20 protein-coding genes and 1 riboswitch are annotated in these 18723 nt (G+C 70.7%); of the genes, 12 read left to right on the top strand and 8 right to left on the bottom strand.

Translation table 11 applies throughout. The features are described from left to right. The first annotated feature begins 230 nt into the window (after window positions 1–230). A complete protein-coding gene (locus tag FH610_RS02580; protein WP_240808708.1) occupies window positions 231–1823 on the top strand; it encodes a multicopper oxidase family protein in 1593 nt (530 codons plus the stop codon). Between the two features lie 248 nt (window positions 1824–2071). Here the strand turns inward: FH610_RS02580 and FH610_RS02575 are convergent, their stop codons facing one another. Continuing rightward, window positions 2072–2365 (bottom strand): metallophosphoesterase family protein, encoded by a 294-nt coding sequence (locus FH610_RS02575; RefSeq protein ID WP_205825478.1) that lies wholly within the window; start codon window positions 2363–2365, stop codon window positions 2072–2074. Window positions 2366–2540: 175 nt separating this feature from the next. Here FH610_RS02575 and FH610_RS02570 point away from each other — a divergent pair, with 175 nt between their 5' ends. Next, complete coding sequence (locus tag FH610_RS02570; RefSeq protein WP_139572552.1) at window positions 2541–2738, top strand: hypothetical protein; 198 nt, start codon at window positions 2541–2543, stop codon at window positions 2736–2738. 6 nt (window positions 2739–2744) lie between these two features. Here FH610_RS02570 and FH610_RS02565 read toward each other — a convergent pair whose 3' ends face one another. After that, a complete protein-coding gene (locus FH610_RS02565) occupies window positions 2745–3485 on the bottom strand; it encodes a TetR/AcrR family transcriptional regulator (RefSeq protein ID WP_139572551.1) in 741 nt (246 codons plus the stop codon). 103 nt (window positions 3486–3588) lie between these two features. Here FH610_RS02565 and FH610_RS02560 point away from each other — a divergent pair, with 103 nt between their 5' ends. Both FH610_RS02560 and FH610_RS42670 read left to right on the top strand, forming a co-directional pair. Next, window positions 3589–4308, top strand: coding sequence for a DUF2306 domain-containing protein (locus FH610_RS02560; RefSeq protein ID WP_139572550.1), 720 nt, complete (start codon window positions 3589–3591; stop codon window positions 4306–4308). 159 nt (window positions 4309–4467) lie between these two features. Continuing rightward, a complete protein-coding gene (locus tag FH610_RS42670) occupies window positions 4468–4638 on the top strand; it encodes a hypothetical protein (protein ID WP_161627892.1) in 171 nt (56 codons plus the stop codon). Between the two features lie 11 nt (window positions 4639–4649). Here FH610_RS42670 and FH610_RS02555 read toward each other — a convergent pair whose 3' ends face one another. Next, complete coding sequence (locus FH610_RS02555; protein WP_139572549.1) at window positions 4650–5933, bottom strand: serine hydrolase domain-containing protein; 1284 nt, start codon at window positions 5931–5933, stop codon at window positions 4650–4652. A 145-nt stretch (window positions 5934–6078) separates the two neighbouring features. Beyond that, the gene (gene sigJ, locus FH610_RS02550; RefSeq protein ID WP_139572548.1) at window positions 6079–7017 is read right to left on the bottom strand and encodes an RNA polymerase sigma factor SigJ; all 939 of its coding nucleotides are present in this window, start codon (window positions 7015–7017) and stop codon (window positions 6079–6081) included. Window positions 7018–7175: 158 nt separating this feature from the next. Between sigJ and FH610_RS02545 the strand changes: the two genes are divergently transcribed. From FH610_RS02545 to FH610_RS02525, 4 genes are all read left to right on the top strand, one after another. Continuing rightward, a complete protein-coding gene (locus FH610_RS02545) occupies window positions 7176–7805 on the top strand; it encodes an LUD domain-containing protein (RefSeq protein ID WP_139572547.1) in 630 nt (209 codons plus the stop codon). A 261-nt stretch (window positions 7806–8066) separates the two neighbouring features. Beyond that, a complete protein-coding gene (locus FH610_RS02535; protein ID WP_420813646.1) occupies window positions 8067–8525 on the top strand; it encodes a helix-turn-helix transcriptional regulator in 459 nt (152 codons plus the stop codon). A 5-nt stretch (window positions 8526–8530) separates the two neighbouring features. Continuing rightward, the gene (locus tag FH610_RS02530; protein WP_139572546.1) at window positions 8531–8941 is read left to right on the top strand and encodes a VOC family protein; all 411 of its coding nucleotides are present in this window, start codon (window positions 8531–8533) and stop codon (window positions 8939–8941) included. Between the two features lie 150 nt (window positions 8942–9091). Further along, a complete protein-coding gene (locus FH610_RS02525; protein WP_205825477.1) occupies window positions 9092–11476 on the top strand; it encodes an ATP-binding cassette domain-containing protein in 2385 nt (794 codons plus the stop codon). A gap of 196 nt (window positions 11477–11672) precedes the next feature. Here FH610_RS02525 and FH610_RS02520 read toward each other — a convergent pair whose 3' ends face one another. The 4 genes from FH610_RS02520 to FH610_RS02505 form a co-directional block, all read right to left on the bottom strand. Beyond that, complete coding sequence (locus FH610_RS02520; protein ID WP_139572545.1) at window positions 11673–12020, bottom strand: ArsR/SmtB family transcription factor; 348 nt, start codon at window positions 12018–12020, stop codon at window positions 11673–11675. A gap of 114 nt (window positions 12021–12134) precedes the next feature. Further along, window positions 12135–12815, bottom strand: a complete 681-nt coding sequence (locus tag FH610_RS02515) for a CHAP domain-containing protein (RefSeq protein ID WP_139572544.1) — start codon at window positions 12813–12815, stop codon at window positions 12135–12137. A 14-nt stretch (window positions 12816–12829) separates the two neighbouring features. Next, window positions 12830–12963: riboswitch (cyclic di-AMP (ydaO/yuaA leader) on the bottom strand. Window positions 12964–13170: 207 nt separating this feature from the next. Continuing rightward, window positions 13171–14340: a sensor histidine kinase gene (locus FH610_RS02510; RefSeq protein WP_240808707.1), complete on the bottom strand. Its 1170-nt coding sequence runs from the start codon at window positions 14338–14340 to the stop codon at window positions 13171–13173. Continuing rightward, window positions 14337–14990 (bottom strand): response regulator transcription factor, encoded by a 654-nt coding sequence (locus FH610_RS02505; RefSeq protein ID WP_139572543.1) that lies wholly within the window; start codon window positions 14988–14990, stop codon window positions 14337–14339. The genes FH610_RS02510 and FH610_RS02505 overlap by 4 nt, the downstream gene beginning before the upstream one ends. A gap of 156 nt (window positions 14991–15146) precedes the next feature. Here FH610_RS02505 and FH610_RS44180 point away from each other — a divergent pair, with 156 nt between their 5' ends. From FH610_RS44180 to FH610_RS02490, 4 genes are read left to right on the top strand one after another with little or no spacing between them, the layout of a single operon-like run. Beyond that, window positions 15147–15680, top strand: coding sequence for a hypothetical protein (locus FH610_RS44180; protein WP_240808706.1), 534 nt, complete (start codon window positions 15147–15149; stop codon window positions 15678–15680). After that, window positions 15677–16741 (top strand): efflux RND transporter periplasmic adaptor subunit, encoded by a 1065-nt coding sequence (locus tag FH610_RS02500; protein ID WP_240808705.1) that lies wholly within the window; start codon window positions 15677–15679, stop codon window positions 16739–16741. Before FH610_RS44180 ends, FH610_RS02500 begins: the two co-directional genes overlap by 4 nt. Beyond that, entirely contained in the window at window positions 16738–17526 is a 789-nt protein-coding gene (locus tag FH610_RS02495; RefSeq protein ID WP_139572541.1) for an ABC transporter ATP-binding protein, read from the top strand. Before FH610_RS02500 ends, FH610_RS02495 begins: the two co-directional genes overlap by 4 nt. Then, window positions 17523–18719: an ABC transporter permease gene (locus FH610_RS02490; RefSeq protein ID WP_139572540.1), complete on the top strand. Its 1197-nt coding sequence runs from the start codon at window positions 17523–17525 to the stop codon at window positions 18717–18719. Before FH610_RS02495 ends, FH610_RS02490 begins: the two co-directional genes overlap by 4 nt. The last annotated feature ends 4 nt before the right edge of the window (window positions 18720–18723 follow it).

Here is an 18723-nt window from a genome sequence, read left to right as displayed (position 1 = left end):
TCATCACCAGTTGGAGCGCGAAGCGTCCAGGACACGGCACGGTCTACCCGGGGGTGCCCTGGAACCGAGGGGGCATTCCACGTTGTCGCCGCCTTCTGCGCCAATCGTCCGTCGCCCGCTTGAACCATGTCCGAGCTGCATATGTAGACAGCCTACATATAAGCAGTCTACGGTGATCAAGGAGAAGCGTATTGACCCCTCCTTGACCGGAAGCCGGTATGACCTGGAACATGACGCGCAGGAACCTGCTCGGCCTTGCCGGCGGCATGGCCGCGATCCCCCTTGTGGCCGCCTGCCAGCCACGCACAGACGACACCTCGAGCGATCAGCGAGACCACGGCAGCCACAGCGACAGGCACGGCGACGACAGGCACGGCGACGACAAGAACAGCACGGGCAGATTGCTGCGCAGCGATGCGCGGCTGCCGGAGCCGTTCACCAGTCCGCTACCGGTGCCGCCGGTGCTGAGGCCGGTCCGCACCGATGCCACCACTGACTACTACGAGATCACCCAGCGGCCCGGCCGGGCCGGGATCCTGCCCGGATACAGCACCGAGGTCTGGGGCTACGACGGTCGATTCCCGGGGCCGACGATCGAGTCGCGCAGCGGCCGGCAGGTCGTCGTCAGGCACCGCAACGAGTTGCCGGTGCCGACCGTGACCCATCTGCATGGCGGGGTGACTCCCTCACGCTACGACGGATACCCGACCGACGTGGTCCTTCCGGTCGGCGGGAGGTCGGCCGGGTCGGCCGGCGCGATCGCCCACGGGAGCTTCGACTACGCCTACCCGCTCGGCCAGCCGGCCGCGACCCTGTGGTACCACGATCATCGGATGGACTTCACCGGCCCGCAGGTGTACCGGGGCCTCGCCGGATTTCATCTGGTGCACGACGCCGTGGAGGAAGCGCTACCGCTGCCCCGCCGGGAACGCGACGTGCCGTTGATGATCTGCGACCGGGCGTTCGCCGCCGACGGCTCGTTCCACTACCCGTCGATCGACTCATCCCTGACCGGTGAACCGGGTGTGACGTCCGACTTCATGAAGGGCGTGCTGGGCGACGTCATCCTGGTCAACGGCGCACCGTGGCCGGTGCTTGAGGTGGCCGCGGTCCGGTACCGGTTCCGGCTGCTCAACGCCTCGAACGCGCGGCGCTACCAGCTCGCCTTGGACCCGCCCCCGCCGTCGGGCACCGCGTTCGTCCAGGTCGGCAGCGATGTAGGCCTGCTCGGCCGGCCGATCGACCATGAAGCGATCGACATCGCCCCCGCCGAACGCTTCGACGTCGTGGTTGACTTCGGCTCCTATCCCGTCGGCACCCAGGTCACCCTGGTCAACAGGTACGGGACGGGCTCGACCGGCCACGTGATGCGGTTCCATGTGGTCCGGAAGGCCAGGGACGACAGCACGGTGCCGCCGCGGCTGGCCGACCTCGAACAGCCGTCGCCGCCGTCCACCATCACCCGCAGGATGAAGTTCTCCCGGAGCGGCTCCCATTACGAGACCTGGACGATCAACGGCCAGGCGTTCGATCCGAACCGGATCGACGCCCAGGTCAGCCTCGGCGCCACGGAACGATGGCTGATCACCACCAACGCGGATCATCCAGTGCACATCCATCTCGGTCACTTCCAGGTGCTCAGCCGTAATGGGGGCAAGCCGGGACCCTATGACGCCGGCTGGAAGGACACGGTGGACATGCGACCCGAGGACGAGGTGGAGATCGTCGTTCGCTTCAACGGGTACCGCGGCCGATACGTGTTCCACTGCCACAACCTGGAACACGAGGACATGGCCATGATGGCCAACATCGAAGTGACCTGAGTCGGTCCGCCGCGGGGGCCCGCGGACGGGGACCAGGGCGAACGAGCCGAATCTGGCCGCGGGCGGCTGGCCGAACTGACCTCGATGAGCATGTTGGTCAGGACCTTCGTCGCCCCAGCACCGGCCGAGACCGGTGTCGAGGAGGGTCCGCGCAGGATTGAACGGTAAGGATTCTCAATCCTGCGTGTTCGAGCTGCAGCTGGGGTCTGGTCGCGGGTTGACCCGCGCGTTCGCGATGGGGTGGCCGCTTACCGGCCGCCCCGCAGCACGCCGTCCTCATCGGTTCCCAAGTGGCGGGCCAGCACGCGGGCAATCCGGTCGAGCTCGTGGTTGCCCACCGCGGCGAACTCCACGCCGATGGAGTTGAGGAACTCGACGGTGGGCTCGTCCTGGTGGCAGGCCACCTCGACCGGCCAGCCGCTGAAGTCGTCGCCCGTGGTGAAGGTGATGGAGTTGTCGTGGCCCTGCCGCAGGTTCTTCAGGTGGGCGGCGATGTACGCGGCGCCGCCCACCACGATCGTCCTTCCCTGGGCGTCCTTCACCGTGCCGTTCCGCTTTTTTAGTCCTCACCTGACGCCCCGGGCGATCGCCCGGGGCACCTTCCGCCCGAGAGTGATGCGCTCACGGGCGGGCGCGCATCTCACCGATTCCGGCCCGGCGCCGCCCTCGCGACCCGGGCTGCCGGCCCTCCTTTACGCCCCGTCGCAGACTTCGCGGGTGCGAGCTCGTCGTCGAGGAGATCGGGCGTTCGGTGCGCGGGACCGCGCGCCGGCTCCCAAGCGAGCCGTCGGCGCGACGGCCGTGGAACTCCTGCTGCGCCGCCTTCGCAGCGGGTCCGCGCTGCCGGTCCACCACGTCGAACTGCTGCCCGAGCTGAAGGTCCGCGCCTCCTGCCGTGCCGCGCCGTCCGGCTGACCGGGCTCAGGCCCGGGCGGCGCGTTCGATCGCCACTCCCACCCCGTCGAGCAGGTGGTCCAGGCCAGCGCGGAAGTCGTCGTCCGGACCGGCCTCCGGGTGGGGGGCGAACACCCCGGCCTCGACGGCGCGGGCCAGCGCCGGGAACCGGCCGGGGTCGGCGAGCTCGGTGAGCAGGGCGGTGTACGCCCCGTCGGCCATTTCCTCTGGTGCGGCGGTCGCGGACGTCCGGAGCTGGGCCGCGCCGCGCACGTAGTGCAGCACCAGCATGACCACCGAGAACCGGGCCCGCCAGTCCAGCGGGGTGCCGCCGAGGGAGCGCAGCGCGGCGTCCAGCCAGGCGAGCTGGCCGGGATCCATCGGCGGGGCGCTCACCAGCTGGACGATCCACGGATGCCGCAGGTAGACGCCGAGCAGCTCGACGGCCCAGCGGGTGAGTGAGCCGCGCCAGTCGGCCGGCGCCGTGCCGAACTCCGGCGGCGGGCCGGGCGCGGCGTCCAGCATGAACAGCTGCAGGTCGTCCTTGCCTGCCACGTGCCGGTACAGCGACATGGGCGCACAGCCGAGCCGTTCGGCGAGCCGGGCCATGGACAGCGCGGCCAGGCCCTCCTCGTCGGCGAGGGCGATGGCCGCCGCCACGATCCGCTCCAGGCTGAGCGCGGGCGTGCGTCCCCGCCCCTTCGGCTTGGCCCGCCCCCACAGCACGTTCAGCGCGTGCGGCAGCTCGTCTCCGATGTCGTCCGGCATTCCAGGGAGCTTACCAGTTTGCGTATGGCCTACGCTTTGCGTATATGGTACGCATTAAGCGTATGGCATACGCATCTACTCCGCCGACCCCCTTGGAGCCGTCATGCACACGACGATCGACAGTCCTCCGCCGCTATCGGCCCGCCGGCGTCCGTGGTGGCGGCGCCGCTGGACGGTGCCGCTCGGCCTGGTCACGGCCGGGTTCCTCGCGTTCTCGCTGCCGCCGTACCTGACCGGGGACCCGTCGCTGTCCCGGGTGCCGCAGCCAGAGGGGTTCGGCCTGCACTACCCGCTGCTCGTGGCGCACGTGCTGTTCGCCTCGGTCGCCATGGTCACCGGGTTCTTCCAGGTGTGGCCGTGGTTCCGCCGAAGGCACCCGGTGGGGCACCGGCGCGCCGGGCGGGTCTACGTGTTCGCCGGGGTGCTGCCGGCCGGGCTGACCGGCGTGGTCATCGGGGCGCGCAGCCCGTTCGGGCTGTTCCTCGCGGTCAGCGACGTGCTCCTCGCCTTGCTGTGGCTCGCCTTCACCGTGGCGGGCTGGCGCGCCGCCCGCGCCCGCCGGTACGCAGACCACCGGCGCTGGATGCTGCGCAGCGCCGTGCTGACCTACTCCATCATCACCAACCGGGTGTGGACCGGGATCCTGATCACCGCCCTGCCCCCGCTGCAGGACACCGTCTTCCACGGCGACCCCGACCTGATGGCGTGGACGATCTCCGGGCTGTCCGGCTGGCTCGGCTGGACCATCCCACTGCTGACCGTGGAGTGGTATCTGGAGCGCGAGGTGGCCCGCCGCGGCCGCCGCACCGCGCTCGCGACCTGATCCCGGAGGTCGATCCCGGAACTACCGCCCGCCCCGAAACCGCCGCCGCCGGTTCCGGGGCGTTCGCGTTCGCGGAGGGCCCGAACTGCGCACAGATTGGCCGACCAGTACGCCGGACGGCAGCTACTCGACCCTGCAGTTCTCGCTGCCGGCGGTGCTGTGTGTCGACAGCACCGCCGGCCCTCGGTCGGGCAGGCCGTGGAGCCGGCCCGGCGGCTGGAGAAACACCCCGATCTCCACACCGACGGCGATCAGCGCGGGCGCGTGGACGAGGTCAACGCGTACCTGCTCGGCGGGACGGTCCCCGCCAAGGGCACACGCTGCGGCTGATCAGGCGAGGGTCACAGGCCGTAGGAGGGGAAGAGGTCCGTGGTCGGCCAATCGGTGATCTTGTCGGCCACCACGTGCAACGGGTAGTCGATGTCATCGGTGAAGCTCCGCTCCGTGGCGTCGTTCCACCGATTGAAGAGCACGACCCAGCTCAGCCCGTCATACCGCCGGACCATGAGGGTGGAGGTGCCGGGATACGTCCCGTCGTGCCAGGTGTTCAGGGCGCCGTTTGTGGGACGGACCGACCAGCCCTTGCCGTAGTACCACTCGCTCCAGGGGACATTGGCGGGGGGCGGGGCGAACATCTGCCCGATCGTCGACGAGGTGAGCAGGCCGGGAGCATCGAAGATCGTGGTGAACTTCGCCATGTCGACGGCCGAGGAGAGCCAGGCGCCGTGCGCGGCCATGTTCTCGAGGTTGAACGTCCCATACGGCATCGGCACCTGGGCCCCGGAGTTGTCCAGCACGGTCGTGTCGCTGTAGTCCGAGTAGTAGGTGATCTCCGTGGACCGCCGCAGGTTCTGCGCCGTGCGGCCCTGCACCATACGGGTGATCTTCGCCGGGGCGAGCACGTTCTGCTGGACGTAGGTCGCGTACGGCAGGCCGGTGACCTTCTCGATGACCTTGCCGAGCAGCATGTAACCGTAGTTCGAGTAGACGTACTTCGAGCCGGGGTCGAAGTCCAGCACGCGCGCCGACATGAAGTCCATGATGTTCGCCTGCGTCACCGGCAGCGGCACGTGGAGTGCGCCGCTGACGGTGAAATCCGCCCGGTACATCGGATCGATCCCGGATGCGCCGCGATCCCAGCCGCCGAGATGGTGCAGCAGGTGGAGCACGGTGACGTTACCGAGGCGGGAGTCGGCGGCCGTGCTGAGCCCCAGCATCGGCGCCACCGTGGCCGACAGGCTGAGCCTGCCGTCCTGGACCAGCTTCATGATCGCGGTGGCCGTGACCGGCTTGCTCACGCTGGCCAGGCGGAACAACGTCGTCGGCTGGGCCAGGGCGGGGCCCGACGTGGAGTTGTATCCCCGCGCGAGCATCAGCTTGCCCTGCCGCACCACGGCGAGCGAGGCGTACGAGATCTTCTGCGCCTCCATGACACTTCTCATCAGGTCGTCGAAGCCCTGTAGCGACGACGAACTCGAGCCGGTGACGGTCCAGGGAGGAGGAGTGTCGGTCGCGATCGCCGAGCGGGCGGGCAGTACGGCGGCCGCCGCCTGCCGGGCGGGTAGTGCGGCGGCTCCCACGACGGCGCCCGCGAGCAGGCGCAGCGAATCCCTGCGAGTCAGCATGAGTCGATCCCCGTTCTCCGGTCGGATGACACTGTGGACGACACTAAAGACCGAAGATCGGGCTTTAGTGTGACATCCACATGCCTTGAAGGTGTTCCGCTGCTGGGTGGCGGCTATGAGCGGACCAGTGGTGTCGAGACGCGCGTCAGCCCGCCGTCCAGCGACGGAGTTTCTCGGGGTTGCGTACGGCCCAGATGCGCTTGATCCGATCGCCCGCGACGTCGAACGCGTACACCGTCACGGTGACGCCGTCCTGCTGGGCCACCAGGCCGGGCTGACCGTTGACCGTACGCTCCAGGAACGTCATGTTGCCGGGCCTCCGGCGGGCGATTTCGACCCAGGCGTGCGCGATCCGCTCGCCGCCTTCGATGGGGTGCAGGAAGGTGGTGGCGAGGCCTCCGCCGTCGGCGACCGCCGTGGCGTCGGGGTCGAGCAGGCCGATGAGGGCGTCGATGTCCTTGGCTTCCCATGCCTGCTTGAAGTCCCTGACGATGCCGGCGCGCTGGACTGCCGGAGTCGCGGATGGCTGCGAGGCCCGGATGCGGCGGCGGGCCGAGGAGGCCAGCTGACGGCATGCGGCCGGGGTGCGGCCGACGATCTCGGCCACTTCGGCGAAGGAGTGGCAGAAGACGTCGTGCAGGATGAACGCGACGCGCTCGGCCGGGGTCATCGATTCGAGCACGACGAGGAAGGCCAGGTTGACCGACTCGTCCAGGGTGACCCGGTCGGCCGGGTCGAGGGTGGTGCCGCCCGGCCGCCCGGTGCTCCGCTCCGTATGTTCGGGTAGCGGCTCGGGGATCCATTCGCCGACGTAGGTCTCTCGCCGGGCCCGGGCGGAGCCGAGCAGGTTGAGGCAGATGCGGCTGGCGACCGTCGTCAGCCAGGCGCCGGGGGATTCGATGGCGTCCTGCTGCTGCGCGGACATGGCATACCAGCGGGCGTAGGTCTCTTGGACGGCGTCCTCGGCCTCGGCCAGGGAGCCCAGGAGCCGGTAGGCGACATTGATCAGCTGGTGCCGCTCGCTCGTGATCGCGTCCAGGCCGGGATCGGGCCGGCCGTGTCCTGGCCGGAATCGGGTGGTCATGGTGCCGACGGCTCCCTTGGTCGCTTCTGCCCTCACCAGCTCGACAAGACAGCGCACCGGAATGTGAGGCCGGTGCGTCGCCTCACATTCAGGGGGGCTGTGTTGTCGAACCGCTGAGACGAACACGAGATCCAGCGAACAGGAAGCGCACAGACATCATGACTACCTCAATGCCGGCGACGCCGTTCGCCGACCCGGCGCCCGCGCAGCGCCTGGAGCGGGCGGCCGCTGCGCTGACCGCACACGGTTTCACCGTCGAGATCCTGGACGACGCCGCCGCCGCGCGTACCCGCGTCAAAGAGCTGATACCGGAGGGTGCCACCGTGTTCACCGGGGCCAGCGAGACCCTCCGCCTGTCCGGCATCGATGAGGACATCAACAGCAGCGGGCGATACGAGTCCGTCAAGGCACGCAGCAGGACCATGGACCGCGCCACCCAATCGGCCGAGATCTGGCGGATGATCGCCTGCCCCGACGTCATTGTGGGCAGCGTCGCCGCGGTCACCGAGACCGGAGCCCTTGTGGCCGCCTCGGCGATCGGAAGCCAGCTGGCCGGCTACTCGGGCGCCGCGGCCCGCGCGATCTGGATCGTCGGGGCGCAGAAGGTGGTACCCGACCTGGGCACCGCGCTGCGGCGCGTCGAAGACCACTGTCTTCCGCTGGAGAACGAGCGCGCCATGAAGGTCTACGGGCAGCCCAGTGCCCTCAACCGCCTTCTCATCCTCAACGCAGAACCCCACCCCGGGCGCGGCACCGTCCTGCTGCTCCGCGAAGCCGTCGGATACTGAACCACCAGCGTTCCTCGCCGCTTCCGACACCGTCGAAGCCCAGTGGGTCGCCGAGCGGCGCGGCCTGGAACGGTTCCGCACCAAGCAGCCGCCCTACTCGGTCCTCACCGCGACATCGAACGCGAGGTCCTGCCACTCGCGCGACACCACGGGATGGGCACAGGTCTGAGGGCGCGGTGTCGCGGTGATCCGGCCGCGCCGCAGGTCAGGCGGCAGGTGTGGGTTGCCCGGCACGCCGAATTGTCGGTGGCGCGACGTACGATTTCTGGCGTGAGCAGCAAACCCGCCTCGGAACAGCATCTGCGCGATCTCGCGCTGCTGCGCCGAGTCCGTGACCGGATCGACCGTGAGTACGCCCAGCCGCTGGACGTCGAGGCGCTCGCCCGCGGCGTGCACATGTCCGCCGGGCACCTCAGCCGCCAGTTCCGGCTCGCCTACGGGGAGTCGCCCTACAGCTATCTGATGACGCGGCGGATCGAGCGCGCGATGGCGCTGCTCCGTCGTGGCGACATGAGCGTCACCGAGGTCTGTTTCGCGGTCGGCTGCTCGTCGCTCGGCACCTTCAGCACCCGCTTCACCGAGCTGGTCGGTGTGCCGCCCAGCACCTACCGGCGCCAGGCGGCGAGTGCGACGGCCGGAATGCCACCGTGCGTCGCGAAACAGGTGACCCGGCCTGTCAGGAATCGAGAAGCACGAGTCACCGAGCCGCAGCTAGCGTGACTGCCATGGACGTCACCATTCACTCGACCTTCCTCCCGCACGACGACCCCGACACGGCCCTGGCCTTCTACCGCGACGTCCTCGGGTTCGAGGTCCGTAACGACGTCGGTTACGGCGGGATGCGCTGGATCACGGTCGGCCCCGTCAACCAGCCCGGCACGTCCATCGTCCTGTACCCGCCCGGTGGCAACCCCGGCGTCACCGACGACGAGCGCCGCACCATCGCCGAGATGATGGCCAAGGGCACCTACGCCATGATCACCCTGGCCGTCGACGACCTCGACGGCCTCTTCGAGCGGCTGCAGGCCGGCGGCGCAGAGGTCGTGCAGGAGCCGATCGAGCAGCCATACGGGGTTCGCGACTGCGCCTTCCGCGATCCCGCCGGCAACATGATCCGTATCAACGAACTGCGCTGAACCGGCCACGCCGCACGGCTGGTTCCTCGTCCCCCCGCGCCGGGTGAAGAGAGCCAGACATACCGCTCGATGCTGGTTAGATCGAGCCTGGCGACGCCGACGGAGACCGCTGAGGCGGCCCCGCCCGAACACATGGAGAACACGATAAGCATGGCCACGAGGACGGACGCGCAGTCCCCTGCGCTGCACGTTGCCGACACCCACGACCTGATCCGCGTCTACGGCGCTCGCGAGAACAACCTCAAGGACGTCAGCATCGAGATCCCGAAGCGCCGGCTCACGGTGTTCACCGGTGTCTCCGGCTCGGGCAAGAGCTCGCTGGTGTTCAGCACGATCGCCGCCGAATCCCAGCGGCTGATCAACGAGACCTACTCCGCGTTCGTGCAGGGTTTCATGCCGACGCTGTCTCGTCCCGAGGTCGACGTGCTCGACGGGCTGACGACCGCGATCGTCGTCGATCAGGAGCGGATGGGCCCCAACCCCCGCTCCACGGTCGGCACCGTCACCGACGCCAACGCGATGCTGCGCATCCTGTTCAGCCGGCTCGGCAAGCCGCACATCGGCTCGCCCCAGGCGTTCTCCTTCAACGTCGCCTCGATCAGCGGGGCGGGCGCGGTCAAGTTCGAGCGCGACGGCAAGACCGTGAAGGAGCGGCGCGAGTTCAGCATCACCGGCGGCATGTGCCCGCGCTGCGAAGGCCTGGGCCGGACCTCCGACATCGACCTGTCCCAGCTGTACGACGACTCCAAGTCCCTGAACGAGGGCGCGCTCACGATCCCCGGCTACAGCGTCGACGGCTGGTACGGCCGCATCTTCAGCGGCTGCGGTTTCTTCGACCCGGACAAGCCGATCCGCAAGTTCACCAAGGCCGAGCTCCACGACCTGCTCTACAAGGAGCCGACCAAGATCAAGGTCGACAACATCAACCTCACCTACGAGGGTCTGATTCCGCGCATCCAGAAGTCGATGCTGTCCAAGGACAAGGAGGCGTTGCAGCCGCACGTCCGGGCGTTCGTGGAGCGGGCGGTGAAGTTCACCACCTGCCCCGAGTGCGGCGGCACCCGGCTCAGCGAGGCCGCCCGGTCATCCAGGATCAAGGAGATCAGCATCGCCGACGCCTGCGCGATGCAGATCAGCGACCTGGCCGACTGGGTCCGCGGCCTCGACGAGCCGTCGGTCGCGCCGCTGCTCACCGCGTTGCAGCAGCTCCTCGACTCGTTCGTGGAGATCGGGCTGGGCTACCTGTCGCTCGACCGCGCGTCGGGCACGCTGTCGGGCGGTGAGGCGCAGCGCGTCAAGATGATCCGCCACCTCGGCTCCTCGCTGACCGACGTCACCTACGTCTTCGACGAGCCCACGACGGGCCTGCACCCTCACGACATCCAGCGGATGAACGATCTGCTGCTGCGGCTGCGGGACAAGGGCAACACGGTGCTGGTCGTGGAGCACAAGCCGGAGATGATCGCGATCGCCGACCACGTCGTCGACCTCGGTCCCGGCGCCGGCACGGCGGGCGGCATGGTCTGCTTCGAGGGCACCGTCGAGGGGCTGCGGACCAGCGGCACCATCACCGGCCGCCATTTCGACGACCGGGCCTCTCTCAAGGAGACGGTGCGCAAGCCCACCGGCACGCTGGAGATCCGCGGCGCGACGGCGAACAACCTGCGCGACGTCGACGTCGACATCCCGCTCGGGGTGCTCGTCGTCGTCACCGGAGTCGCCGGGTCGGGCAAGAGCTCGCTCATCCACGGGTCGGTCCCCGCCGGCGCGGATGTGGTGTCGGTCGACCAGGGCGGGATCCGCGGCTCGCGGCGGAGCAACCCGGCGACGTACACCGGACTGCTCGACCCGATCCGTAAGGCGTTCGCCAAGGCCAACGGCGTGAAGCCGGCACTGTTCAGCGCGAACTCCGAGGGCGCCTGCCCCACCTGCAACGGCGCCGGCGTCATCTACACTGACCTGGCGATGATGGCGGGGGTCTCCACCACCTGCGAGGAGTGCGAGGGGAAGCGGTTCCAGGCGGCGGTGCTGGAGCACAAGCTCGGCGGGCGGGACATCAGCGAGGTGCTCGCGATGCCGGTGGCCGAGGCCCAGGAGTTCTTCGGCTCCGGTGATGCGCGCACGCCCGCCGCGCGCGCCATCCTCGACCGCCTCGCCGACGTCGGGCTCGGCTACCTCACCCTCGGCCAGCCGCTCACCACGCTGTCCGGCGGCGAGCGGCAGCGGCTCAAGCTGGCCACCCACATGGCCGACAAGGGCGGCGTCTACGTCCTCGACGAGCCGACCGCCGGCCTCCACCTCGCCGACGTCGAGCAACTGCTCGGGCTGCTCGACCGGCTGGTCGACTCCGGCAAGTCGGTCATCGTGATCGAGCACCACCAGGCGGTCATGGCGCACGCCGACTGGATCATCGACCTCGGTCCCGGCGCCGGTCACGACGGCGGCCGGATCGTCTTCGAGGGCACGCCGGCCGACCTCGTCGCCGCCCGCTCCACCCTCACCGGCCAGCACCTCGCGGCCTACGTCGGCGCCTGACCTCGCGCCGCCGATCCGGGTGATCGCGGGGGAGGAGCGGCACGACCTGGCGGGGACGACGGCTGATGCGGATCTCGGTGTCGAACGCCACCACGACCGAGGCGGACGTGGACCGGTCGGTCGCCGCGATCACCCGCCTCGCCACCTGACAGAAGCCGAGTATTCTCGGCGCGGCTGACCGTCGGCCGATTCCGATTCACGGACTGGCGTCGTCCCGCGGGCGGCGCTCCCGCCTGCCGCGGGCGAGTTCGGTGCCCAGGGCGTCCAGGCGCTGATTCCAGAAGCGGCGGAAGTGGTCGAGCCAGGTGTCGACCTCGCGCAGCGGCGTGGGGTCGACGGCGTACAGGCGCCGGGTGCCCTCGGCCCGGACCGTCGCGAATCCGCTTTCCCGCAGCACGCGCAGGTGCTGGGACACCCCGGGCTGGGAGATCCCGAACTCCTCCTGCACGATCGCGCCGATCTCCCCGGCGGGGCGCTCTCCCTCGGCGAGCAGTTCCAGGATCCGGCGGCGCACCGGATCGCCGAGGACGTCGAACGCGTGCATGCCGCCAGGCTCGCAGCTCACGCTTATATAGGTCAATTTGGAGGGAGCCGGACGCTCTCGGCGGGGACGGCGAAGCGCGCCGGGATCACCGGCGCGCTTCGGGGCCGTCGTCCGTCAGGAGGAGGCAGAGGCGGAGGCGTCGCCGGGATACATCGGGTAGCCATATCCGGCCACCTGCCAGGTGGGACGGGTGCGGGCCTCGACGGCACCTCCGTCGCCGGTGTTGCCCTCGATTGTCCGGATCGTGCCGTCGCCGTTGTCCTTGACGACGAACCCGACGTGCTCGACGTCGTCGATGTCCTTGCTGCCGTTCCAGTTGAAGAACACCACCGCGCCCGGCTTGGGCGTGCGGCCCCAGCGGCCGTGGTCGGCGAACCAGCGGGCGTGCTCCACGGTGTAGGCGTCGGAGCCCATGACCGGACCGATGCCGAGCTGCTGTCCCACCCACGAGACGAACATGTCGCACCAGGCCGCGTTGAGGTAGCCCTTGAGCGTGCCGCCGTCGCGGGCGAGGGTCTCACGGGCGCGGGGAGTGGACATGTACCACTGCTGGAACTTGGTCCCGCCGCCGTTGGCGTTCTCGCTGATCCCGACCTGGCTCCTGGCCAGGGTCAGCACGTCGGTCGCGCTGACCTTGGGCAGCGTGGAGGCGATCTCGGACATGGACTTCGCGGCCGCCGGGCCCTTGCCGGTGGTCGGGTTGTCCGCGTGCGCGGCCGGCGACGCGATCAGCACCGCCGAGGCGAGTGCCCCGCCCGCGAGGGCAGCGCGAAGACAGGTGTTGAGGACGTGCATGGTGGGGCGTACTCCCTTACTTCCATGCCGCCTACCGGGTTAGCTGACGGGTTCGGGCTGGAAGTCGCCCTACGGCACGCATGCCGATTCACCCCAGGAGAGGTGGGTCCCCGGCTCCGCGCGGACGCGGACTCGGCGGCCGGGCGGCAGGCCGGGATCGGCCGGCCGCGTCGGTCTGAGGAGGGCTTCTTGACCATTGAGATGAGCAAGTGCGCCCTGAGATGCCTAAAACGTAATAGACCAGGTCAAACCGGTCAAGTTAGAACAACTCAGATTTTACTGGGCAGTAGGCAGCAAACCTGGCGCGGACGGGTAGCGGGCGCACCGCGATCACCGGCGGCAGGAGAATCCGGGCTCACCCGGGCAGACGTACGGTCACCGTCAGGCCGCCCTCCGGCCGGGCGAGCGCCTCCACCTCGCCGCCGTGCGCCACGGCGATGGCCCGGACGATGGACAGGCCCAGCCCCGCCCCCCGGGCCGAGCGGACGCGGTCGCCGCCGAGCCGGCGGAACGGCTCGAACAGGTCGTCCACCTCGTACGGCGGGACCAGGGGCCCGGTGTTCTCCACCGTCACGCTCACCCCGGCCTCCTCCTCCCGCAACCGGACCCAGACCTCCCCGTCCCGCACGTTGTACTTGATCGCGTTCTCCAGCAGGTTGACCAGGCAGCGTTCGAGGAACAGCGGGTCGCCGTGCGCGACCGCCGGGCACAGGTCCTCGTGGACGACCACCTTCCTGCGGCGCGGCTGCAGGTCGATCTGCTCCATCGCCGTACGGACGACCTGCCGCAGATCGACCGGCTTGCGGGCCGCCAGCTCCTGCTCCGACTGCGCCAGCATGAGCAGGCCCTCGATCAGCCGCTCGTACCTCGCGTTGGTGCCGAGCAGCGTGCGGGCCAGCGCCTTGAGGTCCTCCGACGCAGCCGGCTCCTCCAGCGACACCTCCAGGACCGTACGGTTGACCGCCAGCGGGGTGCGCAGCTCGTGGGAGGCGTTGGCGATGAACCTGCGCTGGGCGTCGAACACCCCGTGCAGCCGGTCGAGCATCGCGTCGAAGGTGTCGGCGAGCCGCTTGACCTCGTCCTGCGGCCCGCGCAGCCCGATCCGCTCGTGCAGCGTGCTCTCCGACAGCCGCTGCGCGGTCTCGGTCACCCGGTCCAGCGGGCGCAGCGCGCGGTCGGCCACCAGGTAGCCCAGCACCACCGCGACGGCCCCCACCAGGACCATGACGATCACCGACGACCTGAGCACGTCGGTCAGCACGTCGGCCGCCCCCTGCTCGACGTTGGTGCGCACCCGCTGCGCGAGCATGTCGCTGTCGGGCAACCTGCCCCCGAACACGGTATCGGGGACACCGGTCACCTTCGACGCCACCGCCACCACGAACCGCTGGTTGAGCGCCCGCGCGGTCAGCAGGTGGGTGAACCACAGCAGCACCGACCCCGCCAGGAAGAACAGCCCGCCGTACAGCAGGGTGAGCCGCATGCGCAGGCCGAGCCTGCTCCACGAGGACAGGACGCGGGTCACAGCCGGTACCCCCGGCCCGGCACGTTCTCGATCACCGCGGGCTCGCCCAGCTTGCGGCGCAGCGAGGTGATCGTGACGCGCAGCACGCCCGTGCCGGCGTCGGCGTGCTCGTCCCACACGCTCGCGCGCAGCCGGGCCGAGGTCACCAGCCCTCCGCCGGCGCACATGAGCTCGCGCAGCACGTCGAACTCCTTGCGGCCCAGCGCCACCTCCCGCCCGTCGCGCACCACCGTACGGCGGGCGGGGTCGAGCCGGATCCCGGCCCGTTCCAGCACGGGCGGCACCACCCGGGGCGAGCGCCGGGCCAGCGCCCGGATCCGGGCCACCAGCTCGGCGAACGCGAAGGGCTTGACCAGGTAGTCGTCGGCGCCCAGGGACAGACCCCCGACCCGGTCCCGCACCCGCCCGGCCGCCGTCAGCATGAGGATGCGGCCGGTCCCGCTGGCCGTGACCAGTTCCCGGCACACCTCGTCGCCGTGCACCTCGGGCAGGTCGCGGTCGAGCACGACCACGTCGTAGTCGACGTAGGCGGCCAGCTCAAGCGCCTCCTGACCGTCGTAGGCCACGTCCACCGCGATCGCGTGCAGCCGCAGCCCCCGTGCGACGGCCTCGGCCAGCTGTTCCTCGTCCTCGACCACGAGCACCCGCATCCCAACCTCCCACTCGGCTCCGAGAGTGGCGCAGGCGGTGTTAGCCGCGGATAAGCGGATCTCGCTTATCCGCGTTTAGCACCGCCTCCGCTGGAGTTGGGCCCCGTCCCGGGTGAACGCCCTGGATGAGAAGGAGCGACAGAGGAGGAACGACCCATGCGCATACGACAACTGCGCGCGCTGGGCCCGGCGCTGGGGCTCGCACTGGCACTGGCCGGCTGCGGCGCGGCCCCCGCGGACGACGGGATCGCCAGCGCGGGCGGCGCCAGGCCGGGCACGGCGGGCGGCGCGACGGCCAAGCCGTCGGCGTCGGCCACGGTGGACCGCCAGGAGGCCCAGCTCAAGTTCGCCCAGTGCATGCGCGAGCACGGAGTGGACGTGCCCGACCCCGGTCCCGACGGCCGCGTCCGAATCATGGGCAAGAAGGGCGACGAGGCCTCGATGCAGAAGGCCATGCAGGCCTGCCAGCACTTCATGAAGGACGCGGTCGGCGACAAGCTCGGCGGCGACGACCCCGAGGCGCGCGACCGGATGGTCAAGTTCGCCCAGTGCATGCGCGAGCACGGCATCGACATCGCCGACCCGGCCCCCGGGCAGGGGATCCAGATCAAGCTCAAGCCGGGCCAGGAGAAGGCGATGGAAGAGGCGCAGAAGGCCTGCGAGGAGTTCGCGCCGGGGAGGAAGCCGTGAGGAAGGGCCTGGTGATCGCGGGCGCCGGCGTCCTCGCCCTGGCCGCCGCGGGAACGGCCGTCGCCGTGGCGGGCGGCGACGGCGCAGGCGCGGCCGAGCCCTCCCCGCCCCCGGTCCCCGCCACCGCGTCGATCACCCGTCAGGACCTCGTCGACACCAAGACCGTGGAGGGGTCGCTGACCTACTCCGGCGAGCGGCAGGTGAGCACCGACGCCTCCGGCACCGTGACCTGGGCGCCCGCCGAGGGCGCGGTCGTCCGGCGCGGCCGTCCGCTGCTCAGGGTCGACCGCAGGCCGGTGGTCCTCATGTACGGATCACTGCCGATGTACCGCCCGCTGCGACAGGGCGTCGACGACGGCCCGGACGTCGAGCAGCTCGAACGCAACCTCAAGGTCCTCGGCTACGGCGACGACCTGACCGTGGACGACCACTTCAGCTACGCCACCTACGTGGCCGTCAAGGAGTGGCAGGACGACGCCGGGCTGCCCGAGACCGGGCAGGTGGACGCCTCCCAGGTGGTCTTCCTGCCCGCCGCCGCCCGGGTGACCGACGCCAAGGTCGAGGTCGGCGACAGGACCACGCCCGGACGTCCGGCCCTCACCGTGTCGGGCGTACGGCGGCTGGTGCACGTCGACCTGTCCACCGACGACCAGTCGCTGGCCAGGAAGGGCGCCAAGGTCACCGTGGAACTGCCCGGCGGCGAGCGGGTGACCGGGAAGATCACATCGGTCGGCACGGTCGCCGAGGCCGTCCCGTCCGGGCAGGGCCAGGACGAGGGCAGCACCATCGACGTCGACATCACCTTGAGCAAGACCCCGAAGACCCGCCTCGACAAGGCCCCGGTCGAGGTGGAGCTGGTCAGCGAGCGGCGCGAGAACGTGCTGGCCGTGCCCGTGGAGGCGCTGCTGGCCCTGCGCGAGGGCGGCTTCGGCGTCGAGGTGGTCGAGGGCGCGTCCACCCGCGTGGTCCCGGTCGAGCTCGGCGCCTTCGGCAGCGGCATGGTCGAGATCACCGGCGCCGGGCTCGCCGAGGGCACGAAGATCGGGGTGCCCGCCACATGAGCATCCAGCAGCCCGAGCAGCCCTACGTGGTGGAGCTACGCGAGGTGACCAAGGTGTACGGCGGCGTGCGGGCCCTGCGCGGCGTGGACCTGCTGGTCGGACGCGGCGAACTGGTCGCCATTGCCGGGCCGTCCGGCTCCGGCAAGTCCACCCTGCTGCACCTGATCGGGACCCTGGACCGGCCCACCACGGGCACCGTGCGGATCGCGGGGCACGACGTGGCCGGGCTTTCCGACCGCGAGTTGTCCGCGCTGCGCGCCCGCCACCTGGGCTTCGTCTTCCAGCAGTTCCACCTCGCGCCCGGAGTGAGCGCGCTGGACAACGTCGCCGACGGTCTGCTCTACACCGGCACGCCGCTGCGGGCGCGGCGGGAACGCGCCGCCGCCGCGCTGGAGCGGGTGGGCCTCGGCCACCGGCTGGGCCACCGCCCCAACCAGCTGTCCGGCGGCGAGCAGCAGCGGGTGGCGGTGGCCCGCGCCGTGGCGGGCGACCCGCCGCTGCTGCTGGCCGACGAGCCGACCGGCAACCTGGACTCCGCGGCGGGCGCCGAGGTGCTGGGGGTCCTGCGCGACCTGCACGCCGCCGGCACCACGATCGCGGTCATCACCCACGACCCCGAGATCGCCGAATGGTGCCCCCGGCAGGTGCGCGTACGCGACGGCAACGTCGTCGCCGACGCCGGGGCGGGCACCGGACGCCGCCCACCCGGGCCCAACCCCAAGCGCACCCCTGAAACGGCGCCGAATGCCGAAACCGCGGGGGCGGCGAAGGGAGCACCACGATGACCCGTCAGCGGCTGACCCCCGCCAGGCTCGGGCCGTCCGACGTCCTGCGGACCGGCGCGGCCGGGCTGCGCACCCGCCCCGCGCGGGTGGTCCTGTCCGCGCTCGGCATCGCCATCGGCATCGCCACCATGATCGCGGTGCTGGGCATCTCGTCCTCCTCCCGCGAGCAGTTGCTGCGCCAGCTCGACCGGCTCGGCACCAACCTGCTCACCGTCGCGCCGGGGCAGACGGTGTTCGGCGAGGAGGCCAAGCTGCCGGTTGAGGCGCTCGGCATGGTCCGGCGCATCGGGCCGGTCCGCACGGCCTCGGCCACCGGCACGGTCGACACCACGATCCGCCGCACCGACCGCATCCCCAAGGCCGTGACCGGCGGCATCGCCGTCCAGGCCGCGACCGCCGACCTGCTCACCACCCTGGAGGGCCGGGTGGTCAAGGGCGCCTGGCTGAACGCCGCCACCGAGGCGCGGCCCGCCGTCGTGCTGGGCGCCAAGGCCGCCGAACGGCTCGGCATCTCCAGAACCGGCGTACAGGTCTGGATGGGCGAACGGTGGTTCACCGTCGTCGGGGTCCTCGGCCCGATGCCGCTCGCCCCGGAGATCGAGCGCTCGGCGCTCGTCGGGTTCCCGGCCGCCGAGAAGTACCTGGGCTTCGACGGCCACCCGACGACCGTCTACGAGCGGTCCGCGGAGGAGTCGGTGGAGGCCGTGCGGGCCGTGCTGCCGCGCACGGTCAACCCGGAGAACCCGGAGGAGGTCACGGTCAGCAGGCCCTCCGACGCGCTGGCGGCCCGGGCGGCGGCCGCGAGCGCGTTCACCAACCTGCTGCTCGGCCTCGGCGCGGTCGCGCTGCTGGTCGGCGGGGTCGGCGTGGCCAACACGATGGTGATCTCGGTGCTGGAGCGGCGCAAGGAGATCGGCCTGCGCCGCTCGCTGGGCGCCACCCGCGGGCAGGTGCGCCTGCAGTTCCTCGCCGAGTCGCTGCTGCTGTCGGCTCTCGGCGGGATCGTGGGCGCGGCGTTGGGCGGCCTGGCCACCGCCGGCTACGCGCTGTCGCGTGACTGGCCGCCGGTGGTCCCGGCCTGGGCGTTCGCGGGCGCCGTCGGCGCCACGCTCGTCATCGGCACCCTCGCCGGCCTCTATCCGGCGATGCGCGCGGCCCGCCTGTCGCCGACGGTCGCGCTGGCCACCACCTGACGGG

It is taken from the genome of Microbispora catharanthi (assembly GCF_006334915.2).
Classification (GTDB): Bacteria; Actinomycetota; Actinomycetes; order Streptosporangiales; family Streptosporangiaceae; genus Microbispora; species Microbispora catharanthi.
The sequence above is the reverse complement of the archived record's forward strand: the minus strand, read 5'-3'. Positions and strand labels throughout refer to the sequence as shown.

What these genes read in the sequence shown, in the direction of transcription:
- FH610_RS02505 (WP_139572543.1), bottom strand. Translation starts at nt 14,990, where the DNA reads ATGCGGGTGCTCGTGGTCGAGGACGAGGAACAGCTGGCCGAGGCCGTC.
- FH610_RS02545 (WP_139572547.1), top strand. Translation starts at nt 7,176, where the DNA reads ATGACTACCTCAATGCCGGCGACGCCGTTCGCCGACCCGGCGCCCGCG.
- FH610_RS02515 (WP_139572544.1), bottom strand. Translation starts at nt 12,815, where the DNA reads ATGCACGTCCTCAACACCTGTCTTCGCGCTGCCCTCGCGGGCGGGGCA.
- FH610_RS02530 (WP_139572546.1), top strand. Translation starts at nt 8,531, where the DNA reads ATGGACGTCACCATTCACTCGACCTTCCTCCCGCACGACGACCCCGAC.
- sigJ (WP_139572548.1), bottom strand. Translation starts at nt 7,017, where the DNA reads ATGACCACCCGATTCCGGCCAGGACACGGCCGGCCCGATCCCGGCCTG.
- FH610_RS02580 (WP_240808708.1), top strand. Translation starts at nt 231, where the DNA reads ATGACGCGCAGGAACCTGCTCGGCCTTGCCGGCGGCATGGCCGCGATC.
- FH610_RS02560 (WP_139572550.1), top strand. Translation starts at nt 3,589, where the DNA reads ATGCACACGACGATCGACAGTCCTCCGCCGCTATCGGCCCGCCGGCGT.
- FH610_RS02495 (WP_139572541.1), top strand. Translation starts at nt 16,738, where the DNA reads ATGAGCATCCAGCAGCCCGAGCAGCCCTACGTGGTGGAGCTACGCGAG.
- FH610_RS02555 (WP_139572549.1), bottom strand. Translation starts at nt 5,933, where the DNA reads ATGCTGACTCGCAGGGATTCGCTGCGCCTGCTCGCGGGCGCCGTCGTG.
- FH610_RS02490 (WP_139572540.1), top strand. Translation starts at nt 17,523, where the DNA reads ATGACCCGTCAGCGGCTGACCCCCGCCAGGCTCGGGCCGTCCGACGTC.
- FH610_RS02565 (WP_139572551.1), bottom strand. Translation starts at nt 3,485, where the DNA reads ATGCCGGACGACATCGGAGACGAGCTGCCGCACGCGCTGAACGTGCTG.
- FH610_RS02520 (WP_139572545.1), bottom strand. Translation starts at nt 12,020, where the DNA reads ATGCACGCGTTCGACGTCCTCGGCGATCCGGTGCGCCGCCGGATCCTG.
- FH610_RS44180 (WP_240808706.1), top strand. Translation starts at nt 15,147, where the DNA reads ATGCGCATACGACAACTGCGCGCGCTGGGCCCGGCGCTGGGGCTCGCA.
- FH610_RS02525 (WP_205825477.1), top strand. Translation starts at nt 9,092, where the DNA reads ATGGCCACGAGGACGGACGCGCAGTCCCCTGCGCTGCACGTTGCCGAC.